The 16,519-nt window shown below is 62.8% G+C and carries 15 protein-coding genes and 2 pseudogenes; 10 read left to right on the top strand and 7 right to left on the bottom strand.

All coding sequences use genetic code 11. The annotated features are described in order from the left end of the window. The first annotated feature begins 11 nt into the window (after positions 1 to 11). Positions 12 to 242 carry a YodC family protein gene (locus tag P0D84_RS02760; protein WP_408332243.1) on the top strand — a complete coding sequence of 77 codons (231 nt, stop codon included), beginning with the start codon at positions 12 to 14 and terminating at the stop codon, positions 240 to 242. A gap of 149 nt (positions 243 to 391) precedes the next feature. On the opposite strand, the gene P0D84_RS02755 is transcribed toward P0D84_RS02760, so the two are convergent. Then, complete coding sequence (locus P0D84_RS02755) at positions 392 to 1,321, bottom strand: CopD family protein (RefSeq protein WP_408332241.1); 930 nt, start codon at positions 1,319 to 1,321, stop codon at positions 392 to 394. Further along, entirely contained in the window at positions 1,318 to 1,695 is a 378-nt protein-coding gene (copC, locus tag P0D84_RS02750; RefSeq protein WP_408332239.1) for a copper homeostasis periplasmic binding protein CopC, read from the bottom strand. Before copC ends, P0D84_RS02755 begins: the two co-directional genes overlap by 4 nt. A gap of 372 nt (positions 1,696 to 2,067) precedes the next feature. Here copC and P0D84_RS02745 point away from each other — a divergent pair, with 372 nt between their 5' ends. The 4 genes from P0D84_RS02745 (at position 2,068) to P0D84_RS02730 (ending at position 6,688) form a co-directional block, all read left to right on the top strand. Further along, positions 2,068 to 2,799, top strand: a complete 732-nt coding sequence (locus P0D84_RS02745) for a c-type cytochrome (protein WP_408339626.1) — start codon at positions 2,068 to 2,070, stop codon at positions 2,797 to 2,799. 21 nt (positions 2,800 to 2,820) lie between these two features. Then, entirely contained in the window at positions 2,821 to 4,119 is a 1,299-nt protein-coding gene (locus P0D84_RS02740; protein WP_408332237.1) for a c-type cytochrome, read from the top strand. Between the two features lie 118 nt (positions 4,120 to 4,237). Beyond that, on the top strand, positions 4,238 to 4,858 hold the full coding sequence (gene trhA / locus P0D84_RS02735; protein ID WP_408332235.1) for a PAQR family membrane homeostasis protein TrhA: 621 nt from the start codon (positions 4,238 to 4,240) through the stop codon (positions 4,856 to 4,858). 246 nt (positions 4,859 to 5,104) lie between these two features. Next, the gene (locus P0D84_RS02730; protein WP_408332233.1) at positions 5,105 to 6,688 is read left to right on the top strand and encodes a DEAD/DEAH box helicase; all 1,584 of its coding nucleotides are present in this window, start codon (positions 5,105 to 5,107) and stop codon (positions 6,686 to 6,688) included. Between the two features lie 41 nt (positions 6,689 to 6,729). Here P0D84_RS02730 and P0D84_RS02725 read toward each other — a convergent pair whose 3' ends face one another. The 4 genes and pseudogenes from P0D84_RS02725 to P0D84_RS02710 all read right to left on the bottom strand — a co-directional run. Further along, complete coding sequence (locus tag P0D84_RS02725) at positions 6,730 to 7,254, bottom strand: hypothetical protein (RefSeq protein ID WP_408332231.1); 525 nt, start codon at positions 7,252 to 7,254, stop codon at positions 6,730 to 6,732. 130 nt (positions 7,255 to 7,384) lie between these two features. Further along, complete coding sequence (locus P0D84_RS02720; RefSeq protein ID WP_408332229.1) at positions 7,385 to 8,212, bottom strand: ferritin-like domain-containing protein; 828 nt, start codon at positions 8,210 to 8,212, stop codon at positions 7,385 to 7,387. 344 nt (positions 8,213 to 8,556) lie between these two features. Next, positions 8,557 to 9,230 (bottom strand): annotated as a pseudogene (locus P0D84_RS02715) (MFS transporter); the annotation flags it as partial. Between the two features lie 187 nt (positions 9,231 to 9,417). Further along, positions 9,418 to 10,190, bottom strand: a pseudogene (locus tag P0D84_RS02710) (gamma-glutamyltransferase); the annotation flags it as partial. 305 nt (positions 10,191 to 10,495) lie between these two features. Here P0D84_RS02710 and P0D84_RS02705 point away from each other — a divergent pair. The 3 genes from P0D84_RS02705 to P0D84_RS02695 all read left to right on the top strand — a co-directional run bounded on the left by P0D84_RS02705 (position 10,496) and on the right by P0D84_RS02695 (position 12,608). Continuing rightward, positions 10,496 to 11,275 carry a DeoR/GlpR family DNA-binding transcription regulator gene (locus tag P0D84_RS02705; RefSeq protein ID WP_408332227.1) on the top strand — a complete coding sequence of 260 codons (780 nt, stop codon included), beginning with the start codon at positions 10,496 to 10,498 and terminating at the stop codon, positions 11,273 to 11,275. A gap of 317 nt (positions 11,276 to 11,592) precedes the next feature. Then, positions 11,593 to 11,790, top strand: a complete 198-nt coding sequence (locus P0D84_RS02700; protein ID WP_408332225.1) for a hypothetical protein — start codon at positions 11,593 to 11,595, stop codon at positions 11,788 to 11,790. A 191-nt stretch (positions 11,791 to 11,981) separates the two neighbouring features. Next, a complete protein-coding gene (locus P0D84_RS02695) occupies positions 11,982 to 12,608 on the top strand; it encodes a TetR/AcrR family transcriptional regulator (RefSeq protein ID WP_408332223.1) in 627 nt (208 codons plus the stop codon). A 78-nt stretch (positions 12,609 to 12,686) separates the two neighbouring features. Here the strand turns inward: P0D84_RS02695 and P0D84_RS02690 are convergent, their stop codons facing one another. Then, positions 12,687 to 13,061 carry a hypothetical protein gene (locus P0D84_RS02690; RefSeq protein WP_408332221.1) on the bottom strand — a complete coding sequence of 125 codons (375 nt, stop codon included), beginning with the start codon at positions 13,059 to 13,061 and terminating at the stop codon, positions 12,687 to 12,689. A gap of 209 nt (positions 13,062 to 13,270) precedes the next feature. Between P0D84_RS02690 and glpD the strand changes: the two genes are divergently transcribed. Both glpD and glpK read left to right on the top strand, forming a co-directional pair. Next, on the top strand, positions 13,271 to 14,800 hold the full coding sequence (gene glpD, locus P0D84_RS02685; RefSeq protein WP_408332219.1) for a glycerol-3-phosphate dehydrogenase: 1,530 nt from the start codon (positions 13,271 to 13,273) through the stop codon (positions 14,798 to 14,800). A 167-nt stretch (positions 14,801 to 14,967) separates the two neighbouring features. After that, positions 14,968 to 16,467, top strand: a complete 1,500-nt coding sequence (gene glpK, locus P0D84_RS02680) for a glycerol kinase GlpK (protein WP_408332217.1) — start codon at positions 14,968 to 14,970, stop codon at positions 16,465 to 16,467. The last annotated feature ends 52 nt before the right edge of the window (positions 16,468 to 16,519 follow it).

Raw genomic sequence — 16,519 nt, 5'->3', positions numbered from 1 at the left:
GGAAGCACACCATGCGACTGAGAAAGAGATCTGCGAGCCTTCCAAAACCTGCCTACCGCGCCGGCGACGTCGTGACGCTCAGGTCCGGCGGACGTCCGCTGACGGTCACGTGGACCGGGCCAGTGCTGTTCGCGCCGGGCTACTGGCTGATCTGCCAGTGGTTTGGCGATGACGGCGAACTGCAGCAGGAAATGTTTCCGGAAGATACGCTGGAACGGGCGGGCCGCGCACTCGCCGTCTAAAGAGCAGTAACGGATCAGCCGGCCACCGCCGGGCGACCGTGTGTATTGCGCCGCACGCTTTTGCTGTGCGGCGCTTTTTTATCTTGCATTGAAGAAGCAACGGCGGCGCGCACTGTAATTCGCGCGACTAACCTCCTCCCAACGCTAACTCAACCCAACGCGGCAAACGCCGGCACGCTGTGCGACAAGACGGCAGCCGCGACGAACACGCCGATCATCGCCAGCGCTTCCAGATACAGCACGTTGACGAAGGTATGCGCGTCCATCGTCGAGGCCGTGCGGCGCAAACGCGGCAGCGCCGAGAAGCGGTTGAGTCCGCCGAGCACCAGCGCAAGCACGACCAGCGCAAGCTTGAGCGTCAGCACATGGCCCCAGGTGCTCATCTGGATCGCTTCGAACGAGCCGCCCGAACCGCGCACGGCATTGAAGACGCCAGTGATCAGCACCAGCCCGACCGCCACCACCGATACGCTCGACACCTGCGTCGCCGTACGGATCAGCAGCCCACGCGCGGTCGAGGTGCCGAGCGCGGGCAGTACCGCGAGCCCCGCCGCCATCGCCAGGCCGCCCCACACGCTCGTGACCAGCACATGCAGCGTCTGCATGCCGATCGCCGCCGAGAGCGGGCCGGCATCGGCCGCATGCCCGAGCGACGCCTTGCCCGCCGCGATAGCGATCACCGCGAGCCACAGCAGCGCATTGCGCAGCATGCCCGTATGACTGGCCATCGCCGTGCCCAGCAACACCAGCGCGCCGGCGAACGCCACGCTCCAGCCGTAGCCGACATGAGTTTGCGTCAATACAGTCGGCACCACGCCGAATGCGGACGGCAACGCGACGCCGCTCATCGACGCCGCCTGATACAACAGCCACCCGAGGTCCGCCAGCACCAGCACGACGCTGGCCGTCAGCATCGACCGTTGAGCGCGCAACCAGGCGGGCCGCGCCGGCGCGATCTTGGCCCGTGCGTCCTTGGCGAGCCACGCGCCGAGCAACGCCGAACCGATGGCAAACGCAAACGCGACGTTCATGAGCGCGGCCATGGCGACCTGCCCGATCCACAGTCCGTCGAGGTTCATTGGACGACGAACGCGAAGTTGCCTTGAGTACGGTGGCCGTCCGTGGCAACCGCGATCCAATGCACCGCATAGCGGCCGGCCGTCAACTGCGGCAGCCCGAGGTGCATCACCTTTGCGTCACTTTTGTCGACTTGCGACGCAGCCGGCGCGGCGGGCTTGCCGCTTGCGTCACTCAGATCGATCCTGCTGAAAGCCGGCTCGAGCGGCTCGGTGAAATGGATCGTCACTTCCGCGGGAGCAGCCACCTCGGCGTTGGCCGCCGGCTCGCTCGACACCAGATGCGCATGCGCAAAAGCCGTGGACGCCATGACCAGAGCCGCAGCGCCGAACGTCAACGCATGCAGCGCCGGACGGGAAAAATTGAATAGCTTCATGTAAGGCCGATAGCTTATGGAAAGTAAAACGGTAGGCGTTGAGCCGGGGGCGTCCGCGTCGGACAGACACCGGCGCGCCCGGAAGTGTACGCTTCGATGGTCCCCGCGCGCGTCGGTTCAACGTGGTTTGTTACACAGGCCGGCAAGAACGGCACTTGCGCCAGCGATCGCGCACACAAAATCGAGATGGCAGACCCGGCCTGTCCACGCGGTCGTGCGCGGCAAACTGTCGCATTAGCGTGACAACGGGAACCTTCTTCAAGCTGACAAATAGCCACCATCACCCTACGATGATAGAATGCTGCGCGTCGCCGCAGCGCCGGCTGCCCTTCACTCCGAGCCGCTCGAAGTTCGGTCAGGTCCCCGCTTTTGATGGAGTTACGCGTGTCTCCAAGACGCCTTTTCCGCTCGCTGCTTGCCCTTCTGCTGATCGGCTCCGCGGGTGTCTATAGCGCTGCGAAAGCGCAGACTCAACCGAAGGCCCCCGATACGATGGAAGCGCGCGTGCAAGGTTGCACGGCCTGTCACGGCTCGCATGGCCAGGGTACCGACAACGACTACTTCCCGCGTCTGGCGGGCAAGCCGGCAGACTATCTGTACAACCAGTTGCAGAACTTCCGCGAAGGGCGCCGCAAGTACCCGCCCATGAACTATCTCGTCACGTATCTCTCGGACGACTATCTTCATCAGATCGCCACGTACTTCTCGCAGCAACGTCCGCCGTACCCCACGCCGGCCAAGCCGACCGTGTCGGCGGCAATCGTTGCGCGCGGCCAGCAGATCGTGCTGAACGGCGACGCATCCAGACAGATTCCGGCCTGCGCGGCTTGCCACGGCAAAGCGCTGACCGGTATGGAACCCGCTATCCCGGGTCTGGTCGGCCTGCATTCGGACTACATCAGCGCGCAGCTGGGCGCATGGCGTTCGGGCTCGCGTCATGCCATCGCACCTGATTGCATGCACACCATCGCCACGCGTCTGACCGACGATGACGTGAACGCCGTCGCCTCATGGCTTGCCACGCAAACGGCCCCACAAAACCCCGTGCCGGCTCCGGCCCGCTCGATGAAGACTCCGCTTGCCTGCGGCAGCGAACCGCAATAAGGCACCGGGAGAGACACTCAAATGAAACGCAAGTCTTTGTTCGCCCTCTCGGCAGTCGTCGTCGTTGCGGCTGCCGCACTCGTTCCCGTCCTGTGGTCGGGCGGCGACAATCTGCATAACGGCACGGCCATGGCGGCAACGCCCGCCGACCAGGCGGCGCTGATCAAGAAGGGCGAGTACCTCGCCCGCGCCGGCGACTGTATCGCGTGCCACACGGTGCGCGGCGGCAAGCAGTTCGCCGGCGGCCTGCCGATGCTGACGCCGTTCGGCACGATGTTCACGCCGAACATCACGCCTGACGACCAGTACGGTATCGGCAAGTGGACGCAGGATGACTTCTACCGCGCGATGCACACGGGCCGTTCGAAAGACGGCAGCCTGCTGTACCCGGGCTTCCCGTTCACGAGTTACACGAAGGTCACGCGCGCCGACTCGGACGCGATCTACGCGTACATGCGCTCGGTTACGCCGGTCAATGTGCCGAGCCGTCCGCACGAACTGAAATTCCCGTTCAACCAGCGCAACATGCTGATCGGCTGGCGCACGTTGTTCTTCCGCGAAGGCGAGTACAAGGCTGATCCGACCAAGTCGGTCGAATGGAACCGTGGCGCGTATCTGATCGAAGGCCTCGGCCACTGCGGCATGTGCCACACGTCGATCAACGCAATGGGCGGCCCGGTCAGCTCGGCGGCGTTCGCCGGCGGCTTGATCCCGCTGCAGAACTGGTACGCACCGTCGTTGACGTCGAACAAGGAAGCCGGCCTCGGCGACTGGGAAACCAAAGACATCGCCGATCTGCTGAAGACCGGTGTGTCGAACCGCGGCGCGGTGTTCGGTCCGATGGCTGAAGTGGTTCACAACAGCCTGCAGTACATGTCGGACGAAGACATCAACGCAATGGCCACGTACCTGAAGACTATTCCGCAGAAGAGCGAAGCACCGGAACCGCTGCAGCTCGAAACTTCGGAAAAGTTCGGTGGCGAACTGTTGAAGCAAGGCCAAAAGATCTACGCTGACAACTGCGCGAAGTGCCACGCGGAAAACGGCCTCGGTATGCCGCCGTCCTTCCCGCCGCTCGCGAACAACCAGTCGATCCAGATGCCGTCGGCGGTCAACCCGATCCGTATGGTGCTGAATGGCGGTTATCCGCCGAGCACGGACGGCAACCCGCATCCGTACGGCATGCCGCCGTTCGCGCAGGCGCTGTCGAACACGGAAGTGGCTGCTGTCGTGACGTACATTCGTATGTCCTGGGGCAACCACGGTACGGCCGTGTCGCCGCAGCAAGTGTCTGACCTGCGTTCGGCGCCGCTCGACTAAGCAGCGTTAGAAGCACCTGGGGCGCGGCCTGCGAATAACGCGGCCGCGCCCTTCGTTTTTTCAGGACCGGTATCATGTGGGGATTAACCCTGATGAAACCGCGCGGGAGGAAAGAGCTGTGCATGTCGGAGAGCGTTTCAATAGCATCACCCACCTCGTCGGCGCCGTGCTGTCGGTGGCGGGGCTTGCTGCGCTCGTGACGATGGGCGCGCTCGACCGCGACGCGTACAAGGTGGTGAGTTTCAGTGTCTACGGTGCAATGCTGTTCGTGCTGTATGCTATCTCGACGCTTTACCACAGCGTGCGCAACCCGCGCGTCAAGGCGGTTCTGCAAAAATGCGATCATTCGGCGATCTACCTGCTGATCGCCGGCAGCTATACGCCGTTCACGCTCGTCACATTGCGCGGACCGTGGGGCTGGTCGCTATTCGGCGTAAGCTGGGGGCTTGCCGCTCTCGGCATCGTGCAGGAACTGACGCTCGGGCGACGCACCCGCAGCGTTTCGATGGTGCTGTATGTCTTGATGGGATGGCTCGCGCTCGTTGCCGTCTGCCCGCTGGTTCAAGCCTTACCGGCAGCGGGTACCGCCTGGCTCGTGGCCGGCGGGGTCATCTACAGCGCCGGCATCTACTTCTTCATCAACGACGAGCGCATCCGGCACGGACATGGTATCTGGCACCTGTTCGTACTGGCGGGCAGTCTGTGTCAATTCGTCAGTGTTGCGCGCTACGTCGCGTGACATCCCACGGCGGCGAAATGCAACTTAAGGCCAGTCAACGTGTCTGCATAGCGCGTTGAAGCATTCGGCACGCGTTTCCCGCGTGCCGCCGATTTCTCTGCGACCGGAACCGGGCTTTGGCCTCGAACGCGCCATGCGGGCGTGTTCATGCCGCGCTTGTGCCCGCTTTTAGGCCTGACTCGGGCCACCTGGGCCCTTTTGGCGCCGTCTGGTGCCGTTCGCGAAACTGCATTGCAAAGAACATCTATGTCTTTTGATTCTCTCGGCTTGTCCGAACCGCTGGTCCGCGCTGTACACGAACTCGGCTACACCACCCCGACTCCGATCCAGACCCAGGCAATCCCCGCCGTGCTCAACGGCGGCGATCTGCTGGCCGGCGCGCAGACCGGCACCGGCAAGACCGCCGGCTTCACGCTGCCGATCCTGCAGCGTCTGAACACCATGCCCGCTGTCAACACGGCCTCGGGCAAGCGCGTCGTGCGCGCGCTGATCCTCACGCCAACGCGTGAGCTGGCCGCACAGGTCGAAGAAAGCGTGCGCGCCTACGGCAAGTACCTGAAGCTGAAGTCGACCGTGATGTTCGGCGGCGTCGGCATCAATCCGCAGATCGGCGCGCTGCGCAGCGGCGTGGACATTGTCGTCGCCACGCCGGGGCGTTTGCTCGACCACATGCAGCAGAAGACCATTGACCTGTCGCATCTCGAGATTCTCGTGCTCGACGAAGCCGACCGCATGCTCGACATGGGCTTCATCCACGACATCAAGCGCGTGCTCGCGAAGTTGCCGCCGAAGCGTCAGAACCTGCTGTTCTCGGCCACCTTCTCCGACGAGATCAAGACGCTCGCCGACAATCTGCTCGACTCGCCGGCATTGATCGAAGTCGCCCGCCGCAACACGACGGCTGAGACGATCGCGCAGAAGATTCACCCGGTCGACCGCGACAAGAAGCGCGAGCTGCTCACGCACCTCATCAAGCAACACAACTGGTTCCAGGTGCTGGTGTTCACACGCACCAAGCACGGCGCGAACCGCCTCGCCGAACAGCTGACCAAAGACAGCATCAGCGCACTGGCGATTCACGGCAACAAGAGCCAGTCGGCCCGTACGCGTGCGCTCGCCGAGTTCAAGGACGGCACGCTACAAGTGCTGGTCGCCACTGATATCGCAGCACGCGGCATCGATATCGATCAGCTGCCGCACGTGGTCAACTACGATCTGCCGAACGTGCCGGAAGATTACGTGCACCGCATCGGCCGCACGGGCCGCGCAGGCGCGACGGGCGAGGCGATCTCGCTGGTGTGCGTCGACGAACTGCAACTGCTGAAGGACATCGAGAAGCTGATCAAGCGTCCGGTGCCGCAGGAAGTGATCGCCGGTTTCGAACCGGATCCGACTGCCAAGCCGGAGCCGATTCTGCGCCGTGGTCAGGGTGGTGGTGGCGGCGGCGGTGGACGTGCGCCGCGCCAGGGTCAAGGTGCGCCGAAGCGCGAAGGTGGCCAGCGGGAAAGCGGCCGCCGCGAGGGCGCGCCGTCTTCCGCGAAGCCGGCGCAACGTTCGGGTCAGCGTCCGGCGAATGGTCAGCAGCAGCCGAAGCCGCAAGGCGCGAAGCCGGCCGGCAACGGCGGCCAGCCGCGCCGCGACGGCCAGCGTCACGACGGTCAGCCGCGTGCAGCGGCGCACGAAGGCAGCGCCGCGCAACATGCGCCGCGCAAGCCGCAGGCTGCGAAGCCGCAAGGCGGCAATCCAGGCGCTTTGCTGGGCGGCGCAAAACCGCGCAACGACGCGCCGCGTGGCGGCCAACCGACACGCAGCGGCCAGCGCGGCCGTTAAACTTTAAGCGCTGCCTGCTCGTTAGCTATAGTCCCAGCAGACTAACGGCTAGCCGCAGCGGCAGCTTGCTTCAGGTGTTCGATCTGCCGTTCCCATCGATCGAGCACCACCTCCCCTTCCCTTTCCAGTTCAAACGTAATGCCGCTTGTCAGGCGCGCATAACGCACGCTTTGCGCCTCGCCCGTGTCGATCGAGCCGATGAGGTATGCGAGGCCGCTATCGTCGCCTGTCACGGCTGTTAGTGGCGTGAAACGCAACTGCACCTGATAGAACGCCTCGTCGCAGACGAACGTCAGCGCGGCCCGGCCGCTTTGCGCGATCACGCGCGCCGCCCGAGCCTGCGGCCACAACGCAATACATAGCGCGCGCGAATCGGGCGCGTACAACTCGCCGACGCCGAGCAACGACGTGCGCAGATGGCCGTTCGCATCGACGGTGAGCAACGACGCGGTAAATCCCGTCTTGCTCGCCAACGACGACCCGTCGAATAACGCGCGAACGGCGTCGGGCCATTCGTCGAACACCTGTTGTTCAAGCGGACGTTCGGGTGCAGGGGAGTCGCTCATCGTCTCGATCCGGTCAGTAGCTGTTTGCGAAAGTCGCAGACCTCAATCATGCCTCGAAAAAGCGAATGGCCCGCACCAGCGGGCCATTCCTTTTCGTCTCTACACGCGCCTCGGACTCAGCAGAAAAACATCAGCGGAAGAACACGTGCTGCGTGATCTTGGCGAGCGGGTAATGCACGCCCGGCTGAATCTTGGCCGGCAGATCGAGCGGCTTGAGCAGCATCTTCACGCACATATCGGCAGACAGATTACGCCGCACCAACGCGTTGATGCGCGCCGCACGCTCGCGGTTATAGGCAGAATCGTGCACGCGCTCCGGATAACGAATCGCGAAGACATGGCGCAGTGCAATCTCCGAGTCTTCGTTCTTGATTTCCATCACGCGGCGCATCAATGCGCCGAGAACAGCAAGACGTCCGTTGCCTTCGATCTTGTTGTACTTCTTGAAAAACTTGAAAAAGTGCTTGTAGTGGCGGACTTCATCCGTGCGGATGTTGTCAGTGATCTGCTTGAGCACCGGCTCGTCCGACGATTCGCCGATCGCGCGATACAGCGTGGCGGTACCGGTTTCCACCACGCAGCGCGCGACCATCTCGAGCGCGCGGGTCTTTTCGAAGTCTTCGACCGAACAGGTCAGCGAATACTCCTCCATGAAATCGCGGAACGCGGTGTCCCAATCGAACTCAGGCCAGACGTAGGCGATATATGTCCTAAGCGCCCGGCCGTGCTGCATTTCTTCCGGCTCCCATTCCTGGTTGAGCCAGGCTGAGACTTCCGGGTCGCCGTCGAAGAAGGTGCTCAGATTGCTGGTGTAAAGATCGGTACCGCTTTCGATAAACGAGGCGGCACACAAGAGAAGCAGCAGGTCTTCGTTAGCGACGGCCTTCTGGCGATCTATGCGGGTGAGGTCGATATCCTCGATCCGCCAGGGCATCACATGGTTCAGCTCAGTGGGCATTGTGTCTTTGCTCCGAAAGCTGTATCGACTCGTGGAGCGCGCTCAAAACCGCCCGCTATCGCAAGGGCGGTCCGCCGTGTCAGATACAGCGCCTTGAATTAGAGTTAACCCCGTGTATCTGCATCTTAGCCGGTGTTTCCCAACTCTGCAGGTAACCCAGCACAGACCGTGCCGCCCTGCCGCAGTTCCAATTTCGCGGTAATTAAATCCTTCGGTTGGTTACAAACCGCGCACGCAGGCCATAAAAAAGCCAGCTCGACGACGAGCTGGCTTCGGCTGGAACAGGGGTGCGGGTCAAGCGCAGCGAGGTTCGCTGCGTGGCACAACGGTCGCCCGCAACGCCGTCATGCGGGTTGAACGCCTTCGAGATGCCGAACGCGCCGCATCCGCCACGCGACCACGACAAGCGACAACCCGGACAACACTGCGGCAATCAGGACGTAGTAACCTGGCGCGAGCTTGTCGCCGGTCGCGTGAATGAAAGTCTCCACAATCGTCGGCGCAAAGCCGCCAAAGATCGTCACGCCGATGCTGTAACCGATTAAAAGACCCGTCGAGCGCACCTGCGTCGGGAAGATCTCGGACATCAGCGCGGGCATCGGTCCAGAGTAAGCGGCCTTGAAAATACCGGCCGTGCCTTGCAACACCAACAGCCAGCCGATCGTTGGATGCGACTGGAACCATGCGAACATCGGATAGATCAGCGCGCCCATCAGAATCGACGTGGTCAGCATGATGCGAATCCGGGCGATGCGATTGGACAACGCGCCATCACCGGCGAGAGCAAAAACTGCAAGCCGCCGTTGAGCACCACCACGCCGAACGACGCCGCCGCCGGCATGTGCAACGGCTTGACCGCGTACATCGGCATGTAGAGTGGCAGCACATACACGCCGACCGTTGATTGCGCGACGATGCCCACGGCCAGCAGCAGATTCACCCACTGGTTGGAGAAAGACGCGCCCTTGTCCTCGGGCGTCTCCGTGTGCTTGCCCGCAGCCTCGCGCGTTCTTTCGGCTGCGCGCGGTGCCTGGCTTTAATTGCGTTACGGGATGCCGGCCGTCGGTGGGTCGAGTCGCCGTCGCCCCGAATGCCCGCATAGCTGGATGCCGGGATGCGGGCCCACCACACCGCACGATGCATCGCCGATGACGCAAGCGATGCGCGGCGGCCGCGTCGGCTCCGCCGCGCCTCGTCTGTATCGTTTAAAACCCAGCGGCCAACCCGTCGCGGCGGCTGTCGCTCGCCGCCACATAGCCGCGGTCCGGATCGTTACGATCGAGCTTCCAGATGTACTGGCCGGAGCCGAAGTCCATGTACGGATCGTCCACCGACTTGATCGTGTGGCCCAGTTTCTGCGGCGCCGCAGCGGTCTTCGGATCGAGCGTCGATTCGATATCGATCGTGAAGTCGCGATTGACCTTCCAGCGCGGCGCAGGCGGCCTGCGGCTGCTGACCCGTAGTCGAGCATCCGCACGATCGATAGCAGATGGCCTTGCGGCTGCATATCACCGCCCATCACGCCGAAGCTCATCACCGCTTCCTGCTTGCCGTCGACCTGCTGCGTGAGGAACGACGGGATGATGGTGTGGAACGGCCGCTTGCCGCCTTCCACCACGTTCGGCGACTTCGGGTCCATCGAGAAGCCACAGCCGCGGTTCTGCATCGAGATGCCGCTGTCCGGCACCACGATGCCCGAGCCGAAGCCCATGTAGTTCGACTGGATGAAGCTGACGATCATGCCGCGCTCGTCCGCCACCGACATATAGATCGTGCCGCCCGCCTTCGGCATGCCGAAGTCGAATTGCGGGGCGCGCTTCGGGTCGATCAGCTTGGCGCGCGACTTCAGGTACGCGTCGTCGAGCATCTGTTCGGGCGTGACCTCCATCGAACGCGGATCGGCGACGTAGCGGTAGACGTCGGCGAACGCCAGCTTCATGGCTTCGATCTGCAAGTGCTGCGATTCGACGTTGTCAACGGCGAGACGCCGGAAACCATTGGAAAGGGGTGAAAACGGTGTAACACGGGGTAAAACGCGGAGCCTTGGATTGCAGCGCGATCCGGCACAAAAAACAAATTCATTTATCGTATGAATAAATGCAAAACGTACTTGAATGGATCGCGCTACAGCCGTCTTGAGATCCAAACCATGACACACGAGCAGACAAGACGTGCGATGGTCTTACAATACGGTCACCCTCGTCCACGCCTTACCCGTTATTCCGGTTCAGCTCACCGCGCCGGCAGCGGAGAGCGCCGATAAAAACCCACGACCCGAGACCCATGACCCGAGACCCCCGCCTGACTCTCAATGCCCGGCAACAGGAACTGCTGGAGTGGGTGCAACGCGACGGCTTCGTGACCGTGGACGACCTTGCGGCGCACTTCGACGTGACGCCGCAGACGATCCGCCGCGACGTCAACTGGCTCGCCGACATGAACCTGCTGCGCCGCTATCACGGTGGCGCCAGTCTGCCGACCAGCTCCGAGAACGTCTCGTACACGGCGCGTCAGCGCATGTTCCATGACGAGAAGCGGCGCATTGCGACGCTAGTGGCCACTCACATTCCCGACCAGGCATCCCTCTTCATCAACCTCGGTACGACCACCGAGGAAGTCGCACGGGCGCTCAACCGGCATCGCGGCCTGCGCGTGATCACCAACAATCTGAACGTCGCCAGCATGATGAGCGGCTACCCGGATTGCGAAGTGCTGGTGACGGGCGGCATCGTGCGGCCGTGGGACAAGGGCATCGTCGGCGAACTGGCGATCGATTTCATCCGGCAGTTCAAAGTGGATTTCGCGATCATCGGTACCTCGAGTATCGAAACGGACGGCACGCTGCGCGATTTCGATACCCGCGAAGTGCGCGTCGCCGAGGCGATCATCCAGCATGCGCGCACGGTATTTCTCGCCGCCGACAACTCCAAATTCGGCCGCCCGGCACTCGTGCGCCAAGGTCATCTCGAGCAGATCGACGCACTTTTCACCGACGCCGCGCCGCCCGCCGAGATGAACGAAACGCTCGCTGCCGCCAATTGCCAGGTGTATGTCGCCGAGTAATACCACGCCATCCAGGCGACTTCGGCCATGTTGCAGCGCACGCGAAACTTCGAGTGAAATCAAGGATCTTGCCGCGGCTCCAAACCGCCTCTGCAGGTCTCAATTGTCAAAGGGAAAATTTACTGGGGCCCATTTGGTGTTTAACCGGCGTTTGACTACACTCCAGTTCCCCGGCGTCGTTCCGCGTTACGCGGAGTGCCGGTAGCGTGAACCTGTCGTAATAGCCGTACCTCCCGCCTGATCCTTTAGCGGACTTCACTGGCATCTGGCCAGTCGCCGGCAAGGCCGTCCGCGTTTGCTTGACATGGAGAGAAACGATGCTGAGTCCGCATGAATTCGCCACGTTGTTGCTCGTCAAGGACGCCCCCAATCAAGTTGACATGGAGCGACAAGAACTCGACGCCCTGCTGGAACGCCAGCTCGTGCAACTTGAACGGCTTGCGTCGGGCAACGAACAATGGCGGGTGACCGAAACCGGCGACAACGCACTCCGGGCCATCAAGCGTCTCTCCTAGTACGCCGGGTTTTGAAACCGACGACCGGCAGCATGACGGCGCGCTGCGCAGCGGTACCATCGCTCGTGCCCATGTCTTTCAAGCTGCCGCACATTTTTTGATCAAGCAAGGGGGCCGCGCAAAACGGCCGCTTTATTGTGCCCAGGTGATTTACACAGTAAATTGACGCGACGGACCTTTTGCCCTCGCGCATGCCAAAGACACTCTCCTCCGACGATATCCAGCAATTCCGCGAAGCCATGCGGCGCGTCGCCGAAAACGCGTTCGCCACGCGCGGCGCGCAAGGTGTGACGATGCGCGAACTGGCAAAGGAGCTAGGTTGCAGCGCGATGACGCCCTATCGCTACTTCCGCGACAAAGACGAGATCCTTGCGATGGTCCGCGCCGCAGCGTTCAACCGCTTTGCGGCGCGGCTCGAAGCGGTGGCAAAACAAGCGCCCGCGACCGACCATTCCGCCGTCAGCGACGCCTACGTGGCCTTCGCACTCGACGAGCCGCACGCCTACCGTCTGATGTTCGATCTGACGCAGCCGGAAGCCGCCTACCCGGAACACACGGCCGCGTTGCAGCGCGCGTGGCAACTGCTGGGGGCGCACTTCGAGCAGCTCGTTGCCGCGGGCATTCTGGAAGGCGATCCCCAATTGATCGGCTATGCGTACTGGGCAAGCCTGCACGGCTTCACCATGCTGACGCTCGCCAATCAGCTGCCGTTGCCCCAGGCGCAACAAGCCGACGCGAGCAACGCGCCGACGCGCGAGGCGGTGTTCGCGCAGATTCGCCGGATGTTATGGCGCGGGGCCCAGCCACAGCACGGCTAACGCCGAGCTAGCCCGTCAATTCACTCAGCGCGACTAGTCCGCCGGGAAGTACCAGCCAAACGGAACAAAGCGCGAAGCTCAGCCCGCGCGCAAAGTAGGATCGGCGGCCGCACGCCAGCTCAACGCCTTGGCTCGCTGGTCGGTGAAAAACGCCACCCACTGATTACGCACCTGCGGATCGGTACTCACCCCCTGACTCGCATAGCGCTGCGCAAGCGACGCCTGGAACGCGCAGTAATCCTCCTTCGACAGCTTGCCGCGCCGGTTCGCCACGTACGCATCGAACAGCGTCGCGTAGACGCCTTGTGCGTCATTACCGTAGTCGACCGTCTGGGCGCTGCACATCTGCTGCAACGATGCGAACGAGGGCGCGCCCATCGTCCCATTCAAGCTCGGCGAGCTGACGCATCCCGTCAGGAGCGCAGCGGCGCCGATTATCCAAAGTCCACGCATGAATTCACCTCGAAATGGCTGCTGCCGAGAGTATCGTCCGTGGCCGCCCGTTACGCCACTACCTTAGCCAACCGATAGAGGGCGTATAAGGCAATCGAACTTTACTTTTTCGAATATGTTCATTAAAGTTCGAAAACGAACACTATCGGTTCGATAGATTTTCCAAACGGTTTTCCAAATTTCCGGATACGACGCAGGGGACACGGCAGGTGACGCAAGGCTCGAGATACGATTTGCTCGTCGTGGGCGGCGGGATCAACGGCGCAGGCATCGCACGCGACGCGGCGGGCCGCGGCCTGTCGGTGCTGCTCTGCGAACAGGACGATCTGGCGGCGCATACGTCGTCGGCTAGTACCAAGCTGATTCACGGCGGTCTGCGCTACCTCGAATACCGCGAATTCGGGCTGGTGCGCAAAGCCCTGCAGGAGCGCGAAACACTGCTGCGCGCGGCGCCGCACATCATGTGGCCGCTGCGCTTCGTGATGCCGCACATGCCCGATCTGCGCCCGGCCTGGCTGATCCGCGCCGGTCTGTTCCTTTACGATCACCTCGCCAAACGCGAGTTGCTGCCCGGCTCGCGTGGCATCGTGATGCGCAACCATCCTGCCGGCGCACCGCTCGTCGATTCGATCAAACGTGGTTTCGTGTATTCGGACGGTTGGGTGAACGACGCGCGTCTGGTCGTGCTGAACGCGCTGGACGCGCAGGAACGCGGCGCGAAGATTCTCACGCGCACCAAACTGCTGAGCGCGGTGCGCGCCGGCGGCGAATGGCGCGCGCAACTCAAACGCGCGGACGGCACAATCCTCGACGTGCGCGCGGGCTCGATTGCGAATGCGGGCGGGCCGTGGGTCGGCGAATTGCTGCAAGGCGCGCTCGGCCGCGAGGCCACCCACAGCGTGCGCCTCGTGAAAGGCAGTCATATCGTCACGCGTCGTCTGTTCGAACACGATCATGCGTACATCTTTCAGAATCCGGACAAGCGGATCATCTTCGCGATTCCATACGAACACGATTACACGCTGATCGGCACGACCGACCTCGAATATCGCGGCGATCCTTCACAGGTCGCCATCAGCGCCGAGGAAACCCAGTACCTGTGCGACTCGATCAACCGCTACTTCAAGCAGAAGATCTCGCCGGAAGACGTGCGCTGGACCTATTCGGGCGTGCGTCCGCTGCTCGAGGAAGAAGGCGCGGACAATCCCTCGGCGGTCACGCGCGATTACTCGCTCGAGCTCGACGCGCCCGCGGGCGAAGCACCGCTGCTGTCGGTGTTCGGCGGCAAGATCACGACCTTCCGCAAGCTGGCGGAAGAAGCCGTCGACCAACTCGCGCACGCGCTGTATAACGGCGTGCCTTCGTGGACGGCCGGTGTGCCGTTGCCCGGTGGCGATATTCCGCAAGCCGACTTCGCGCGTTTCCTCGCCGGCTTCATGCAGCAGAATGCGTGGCTGCCCGCGGATCTGGCCCACCGCCTCGCCCGTGCGTACGGCACACGCGTGAAGCACGTCATTGGCAACGCGCGCTCGGTGGCCGACCTCGGCCGCGCGTTCGCGCCGGGTCTCTACGAAGCCGAACTGACTTATTTGCGCGACACCGAATGGGCGCGCAGCGCGCAGGACGTGTTGTGGCGCCGCTCGAAACTCGGCCTGCACGTCGAACCGGGCACGCTCGATTCGATCACGCATAACATCGACACCTGGTTCGCCCGCGAGCCGGTCCGGCAGAGCGCTTAGCCGGCGCCGCTGCACGAACCCGCATGAACCGAATCGATTTTCACCCCTCGGCCACTGACAAAGCCGGGACGCACAAGCTCACACTGTTGCAGCCCGCTTAAAACTACAAGCCGTTCCCGTCGCCGGTTAGCAGTCCGGCGATTCATAAAACGCATGGAGAAGAGACAATGCAGGATCAGTACATCCTCGCGCTTGACCAGGGCACCACGAGCTCGCGCGCGATGCTGTTCGACCGGCTCGGCAATATCGTGTCGACCGCTCAGAAAGAATTCCAGCAAATCTATCCGCATCCGGGCTGGGTCGAGCACGACCCGCAGGAAATCTGGTCGACACAGGCCGGCGTGGCCGCCGAAGCCGTCACACGCGCCGGCATGAACGGCACCTCGATCGCCGCGATCGGCATTACCAATCAGCGTGAGACCACCATCGTGTGGGACCGCGAAACCGGCCACCCCATTTACAACGCGATCGTCTGGCAAGACCGCCGCACCGCCGACTTCTGCGATCAGCTCAAAGAGCAAGGTCTCGAAGAGAAAGTCCGCGCGAAGACGGGTCTGCCGATCGATTCGTATTTCTCGGCGACCAAGATCCGCTGGATTCTCGACAATGTCGAAGGCGCACGCGAAAAAGCGAAGCAAGGCCGCCTCGCGTTCGGCACGGTGGATAGCTGGCTGGTGTGGAATTTCACTAAAGGCGGCCTGCACGTCACCGACGTGACCAACGCGTCGCGCACGATGCTGTTCAACATCCACACGCTGAAGTGGGACGACGAACTGCTCGAAGCGCTCGACATTCCGCGCAACATGCTGCCGGAAGTGCGTGCGTCGTCGGAACTGTACGGGCCAACCAAGACCACCGTGTTCGCCTCCAGAATTCCGCTCGCGGGCATCGCCGGCGACCAGCACGCGGCCCTGTTCGGCCAGATGTGCACGGAGTCGGGCATGGTGAAGAACACCTACGGCACCGGCTGCTTCCTCGTGATGAACACCGGCGACAAGCCGATCGAATCGAAGAACAATCTCGTCACCACGATCGCCTGGCAAATCGGCGATCAGATCAACTACGCACTCGAAGGCAGCATCTTCATTGGCGGCGCGGTGGTGCAATGGCTGCGCGACGGCCTCGGCCTCATCAAGAACGCCGCTGAAATCGAAACGCTGGCGCGCAGCGTACCGCATTGCGACGGCGTATATCTGGTGCCCGCCTTCGCTGGCCTCGGCGCGCCGCACTGGAATGCCCGCGCGCGCGGCACGCTGTTCGGCGTGACACGCGGCACGAGCTCGGCGCACATCGCCCGCGCCGCGCTCGACTCGATCGCCTACCAATCGCTCGACGTGCTGAAAGCGATGGAAGCCGATTCCGGCATTCGCATCGGCGAATTGCGCGTGGACGGCGGCGCTTGCGCGAACAATCTGTTGATGCAATTTCAGGCGGACATTCTCGGCGTCGATGCAGTGCGTCCAAAGGTAGCGGAGACGACCGCATTGGGCGCGGCCTATCTGGCCGGGCTCGCGGTCGGCTACTGGAAAGACGTGAACGAACTGAAAAGCCAGTGGGCGCTCGATCGCCGTTTCACGCCTGCCCTGCCGCACGCCGACGTCAAGGAATGCCTCGACGGCTGGAAGCGCGCGATCCGCGCCGCGAAGGCCTGGGCCGACACGCCCTGATTGCGCCCTGATTGCCGCTCTCACGCAATCTCTTTCGACATAACGAAGCCGC

This window comes from Paraburkholderia sp. RL17-337-BIB-A (assembly GCF_046025895.1).
Taxonomy (GTDB): Bacteria; Pseudomonadota; Gammaproteobacteria; order Burkholderiales; family Burkholderiaceae; genus Paraburkholderia; species Paraburkholderia fungorum_C.
Note: the sequence above shows the minus strand (reverse complement) of the source record. Positions and strands in the feature narration are given on the sequence as shown.